The following is a 4,773-nucleotide window of genomic DNA, read 5'->3' on the forward strand; positions in this document are numbered from 1 at the left end:
TCGCTAGCTGTGGCGCGTGCGGGGAGGCCGTGGGTGAGAAGGCGTTCGCGTTGTGCTGCACGTCCTGTGGTGCGGCTCTGGTGGGTGAGTCGGATCTGACCGAGTCGGTGCGTCCGGATGTTGTGCTGCCGTTCGCGGTGGATGAGGACGCGGCGCGGGCGGGGTTTCTGAGGTGGGTGGCGCATCGGCGGTTCGCGCCGAGTTCGTTGCGTGGCGGTGCGCAGGTCCGGGCGGTGGAGGGTGTGTTTCTGCCGTTCTGGGTTTTCGGTGCCGCGACCTACAGTACGTATGACGGGCGTCGGGGTGAGCACCGTACGCAGCAGGTCTCGCGTACGCGGACGGGTGCGAACGGCCAGATCGAGACGTATATGGAGACGGAGTCGTATACGCACTGGCGCCGTGTGTCGGGTGCGGTGAGCCGCGTTTTCGACGGTGTGGTGGTGCCCGCGTGTTCGCCGCTGCCCGACAAGCTTCCGCGCTGGCCGCTGGCCGGCCTGTGTCCGCCCCCGTGGGCCGAGGCGTCGGCCGTCGCCGGGAGTCGCGACGTGCAGGACGCGCCCCAGTACGTGCCCCAGGACAGTAGGGCTGCGGTTTCGGCTCCGGCTCCGCGCGTGATCGCCTACGACGTGGACCCGGGTTCTGCGTTCTCGCAGGCGACGGCGCGGATGAGTACGCAGATCGAGGAGGACGTGCGGCTGGACATCGGCGGTTCGGCCCAGCAGGTGAACGACCTGTCGACGACGTACGAGGACGAGTCGTGCACGCTGCTGCTGCTCCCGGCGTGGCTGGTGTCCTACCAGCACGGCACCCGGGGCTGGTCGGCGCTGGTGAACGGCGCGACCGGCGAGGTGGTGGGGCACCGCCCGTACAGCAGTACGAAGATCTCGCTGCTGGTCGCGGCCTTGGTCCTGGCCGCCGCCGTGGTCACGCTCCTCGTCATCGGGCACTGAGCGCCGCTGGCGCCGTGCCGCGGCCTTATTCGCCGGCAGAGGCCGCGGACATTCCCGCTCCGGCGTCGGCGACGTCGGCTGAGGTCGGCCGCGGCAGGGGTGCGGCGCCTCTGCCGCGCCGCGGGTAGAACAGCCGGCCCGCGTCCTGCGCCGGCAGGGACGGGCTCGACGCGGAAGGGCCCGACAAGGTCAGGCCTGCCGGCACCCGTACTCCGGCGCCGCCTCCCGTCGCGGCGTGTCCGGCGCGGATGAAGTGGCCGAGCAGTTGCGCGGTGGCGATCGTGTCGTCGAGTGCCTGATGTGCGCCGAGGAGGTCGATGCCCAGGTAGGTGCAGCAGTCCTGGAGCGTGTGGTGTTCGAGCGGGAGGTGACGGGCCGCCAGCTTCCAGGTGCACAGGCCTTCGGTGAACGTGTCCGTCGCGATGCCGGCCCAGGTGAAGTGGGCGTTGAGGAACCGTCCGTCGAACTGGGCGATCCGGTGCGCGACGGGGATCCTGCCGGCGAAGAGCCCGTAGATGGCGGGGGAGAGCTCCGCGAACGACGGGGCGTCGCGGACCATGGCGTGGCTGATGCCGTGTACCCGGGTCGGGCCGACCTCGCCGTCGCGGGGCCGCAGCAGGGTGTCCCACATCCCGGTGATGCGCCCGTCGTCGTCCACATGCACGACCGCGATCTCGACGATCGAGTCCTCATGCAGTCGGAAGCCGGTGGTCTCGATGTCGAAGACGGCGTATCCGTTCAACGTGCGGGCCTCTCAGGGTCGTCTACCGAACTCGCAGTCTACTGGCCCCGGCCGGCCGGCCCTGGCGTATCGAGGAGATCCGGTGTGGAGCCGGACGGTCCGTCATGTGCCGGTTCGCGTGTGGGTCGGGTGAGGGAGGCTGTGAGGGAGGCGAGGACGCGGAGTTTCTCGTCGCTCTCGCTGCCCTGGTCCGCGTAGTAGAGGACGAGGAGCAGGCCGTCGACGGGGAGCTTGTCGCGGTGCAGGTGGAGCTCGCCGACGACGGGGTGGTTGACGATGCTGGTGCCGCCGTCCAGGGCGCGGATGTCGTGGCGTGCCCACAGGGCTCGGAACCGTTCGCTCGAGAGGGCGAGTTCGCCGACGAGTTCCACGAAGCGCGGGTCGTCGATGTCGTCGCCGACGGATTTTCTGAACGCGGCGACGAATCCTTCCGTGGAGCGGGCCCAGTCTTGTTGGAAGGCCTGTTCCTCCGGGTCGAGCAGGAGTGAGCGGAGCCGGTTGTGTCCGGGGGCGAGGCGTGGGGAGAGGGCGAGGGCGAGCGGGTTGGAGGCGAGTACGCCGAAGGCGCGGCCTTCCACGAACGCGGGGACGCCCACGCTCGCGAGCAGCTGGTGGAGGCGTGCGGGTACGCGTTCTGGTTTGCGGCGCCGCTGCGTCCTGGGGCGCGGGGTGGCGAGGCTGAGGAGGTAGTCCTGTTCGACCTCGTCGAGGCGTAGTACGCGGGCGAGTGATTCGAGGACCTGTGTGGAGGGGTGGTTGTCGCGGCCGCGCTCGAGCCGGAGGTAGTAGTCGGCGCTGATGCCGGCGAGCATGGCCAGTTCTTCGCGCCGCAGTCCGGGGACGCGGCGGTTGGCTCCGGCGGGGATCCCGGCTTGTTCCGGTGTGACCAGGGCGCGTCGGGCGCGGAGGTAGTCGCCGAGCCGGTTGGCGTGCTCCTGACCGCTCATGGCAATGATCGTAACTCCGTGCCGCTGGTGGAAAGGGGGCGGAGAGGGGGCCCTGTCAGGACCCCGGTAGAGCGGGGTACTGCCTCGGGCTGGCGGGCGAGCCGAGACTGAGGGGGATCGACCTGACCCGGAATTGGGAGCACATCATGGACATCACCAGCCGCACCGTCTTCATCGCCGGGGCCACCTCCGGGATCGGCCTGGAGCTCGCGCGCCGGTTTGCCGCGGCGGGCAGTACCGTCGTCGTCGGCGGGCGGCGCGCAGGACTGCTGGAGGAGATCGCCGCCGAGGGGTTCGCCACCGTGCAGATCGATGTGACCGACCCGGTGAGCGTCGAGCGGGCCCGCGACGCGCTCGGGCGCACCCACCCGGACCTCGACACGGTCGTGACGATGTCCGGAGTCGGCATCCCCGAGGATCTGCGCGACCCCGCGCACTTCGGCGCCGCGCGGGAGACGATCGAGACGAACCTGCTCGGCACCATCCGTGTCATCGACGCCTTCACCCCGCACCTGATCGCGCGCGGCGCCGGCACGATCGTCACGGTCAGCTCGGGCATCGCGTTCCTGCCGTTCCCGCTGATGCCCACCTACGCCGCGTCGAAGGCCGCCGTGCACGCCTACTCCGAGGCGTTGCGCGCCCAGTTGGCCGGTACCGGTGTCGAGGTGGCCGAACTCGTCCCCCCGGCCGTCGCGACCACCCCGGAGCAGTCGAAGCTCAACCCGCGCGCGCTCGGATTGGGCGCGTTCGCCACCGAGGTGATGCAGCTGCTGAAGGCCGAGCCCACGCCGCACGAGATCCTGGTGCAGGGCGTGCTGATGCACCGTTGGGCCGAGCGCGAGGGCACCTACGCCGACCTGGTCGCGCAGCGCTCGCAGGCCCTCGCGACGCTCCCGGGGCGCCGGTAGCCGCCGTTGGCCGCCCGGTGGGCTGCGGCCCCCGGTCCACCACCGTGGACCGGGGGCCGGTCGTGCGTGTCAGCTGACTGCTTCGGCGGCGTCGTCGATGAGGTCGGCGACGATCCTGGGGTGGCTGAGCATCGCGACGTGCGAGGAGGTCGGTACTTCGACGACCTTGCGGGCGTTGGCGCGGGCGTACATCCAGCGCTCGCAGGCCGGGGGGATCGCCTTGTCCTGCCCGGCGACCAGGCCCCAGGTCGGGATGGTCTTCCAGGCCGCAGCCGTGGTCGGGTAGGTGAAGGAGGCGGCGTCGAAGGGCCGCTGTGTGGCTTGGAGGACCTGGAAGGTCGCGGTGGGGATGTCGGCGGCGAAGGCGGCCTGGCCGTCCGGGCTCAGGTAGAGGTCGGTTCCGGTGGTGCCGTCGGCCTTGGTGTACGGGACGGGCACGCTCACCGGCAGGACCTCGCTGCCGGGGAACTTGTCGATCAGTTCGCCCTGGGTCTCGCCGACGTCGGGCACGAACGCGGCGATGTAGACCAGTGCCTTGACGTTGGCCTTTCCGGCGGCGGCGTTGGTGATGACGGTGCCGGCCATCGAGTGCCCGACGAGCACGACCGGTCCGCTAACGGAGTCGAGCAGGCTCGCGATGTAGGGGGCGTCGGTCGGGATGCCGCGCAGCGGGTTCGCGCCGCAGATCGTGGTGTAGCCCTTGTGCTGCAGTTCCTGGATGGTGGCGTTCCAGCAGGAGGAGTCGGCGTAGCCGCCGTGTACGAGCACGATCGTGGGCTTGACGGTCGGGTTCTGTGTTCCGGTGCCGGCCGGGGTGGCCGCGGCGGCTGTTCCCGCCGCGCCGGCGGTTAGGGCCGCCGACCCGGCCAGCGCCGCTCCGGCGGCCAGTACTCGACGGCGGGAAACTTCTGTACTCATGGGATTCCTCACGCAGTGGGGGTCGGCGGGCTGTGACGTGCCCCGGCCGAACCCGGCCGGGGCACGTGCCATGGACGTTACGAGGCGCGGGTGCGCGGCGGCTTCCGTCATGTGACGTAGATGGTGTGGAGGTGGCGTGGAGGTGGACGGGCGGCGGTGAATCAGCCTTCACTGATCGACGGCTGACCTCGCTGCGGATGAACGCGGAGGTGCTCGACAAGTTCGACCGCCTCGACGAACTCGACCGCAAGCGCGTCATCGACTCGCTGCTCGGCGGTATCGACGAGCTGACCGGCCTGGTGGCCGAC

Annotated in this window: 5 protein-coding genes; 2 read left to right on the forward strand and 3 right to left on the reverse strand. The window is 70.5% G+C overall.

The genetic code is table 11. The features are described from left to right. Positions 1 to 413 precede the first annotated feature (413 nt). Positions 414 to 950 carry a hypothetical protein gene (locus KDL01_RS39090; protein WP_212533773.1) on the forward strand — a complete coding sequence of 179 codons (537 nt, stop codon included), beginning with the start codon at positions 414 to 416 and terminating at the stop codon, positions 948 to 950. A 25-nt stretch (positions 951 to 975) separates the two neighbouring features. Here KDL01_RS39090 and KDL01_RS39095 read toward each other — a convergent pair whose 3' ends face one another. Continuing rightward, positions 976 to 1,692 carry a 3'-5' exonuclease gene (locus KDL01_RS39095; RefSeq protein WP_212533774.1) on the reverse strand — a complete coding sequence of 239 codons (717 nt, stop codon included), beginning with the start codon at positions 1,690 to 1,692 and terminating at the stop codon, positions 976 to 978. Between the two features lie 38 nt (positions 1,693 to 1,730). Then, positions 1,731 to 2,639 (reverse strand): helix-turn-helix transcriptional regulator, encoded by a 909-nt coding sequence (locus KDL01_RS39100; protein WP_212533775.1) that lies wholly within the window; start codon positions 2,637 to 2,639, stop codon positions 1,731 to 1,733. A gap of 146 nt (positions 2,640 to 2,785) precedes the next feature. Here KDL01_RS39100 and KDL01_RS39105 point away from each other — a divergent pair, with 146 nt between their 5' ends. Then, positions 2,786 to 3,547 carry an SDR family oxidoreductase gene (locus KDL01_RS39105; protein ID WP_212533776.1) on the forward strand — a complete coding sequence of 254 codons (762 nt, stop codon included), beginning with the start codon at positions 2,786 to 2,788 and terminating at the stop codon, positions 3,545 to 3,547. A gap of 69 nt (positions 3,548 to 3,616) precedes the next feature. Here the strand turns inward: KDL01_RS39105 and KDL01_RS39110 are convergent, their stop codons facing one another. After that, entirely contained in the window at positions 3,617 to 4,465 is an 849-nt protein-coding gene (locus KDL01_RS39110) for an alpha/beta fold hydrolase (RefSeq protein ID WP_212533777.1), read from the reverse strand. Positions 4,466 to 4,773: the final 308 nt, after the last annotated feature.

The sequence above is a fragment of the Actinospica durhamensis genome, assembly GCF_018139695.1.
Classification (GTDB): domain Bacteria; phylum Actinomycetota; class Actinomycetes; order Streptomycetales; family Catenulisporaceae; genus Actinospica; species Actinospica durhamensis.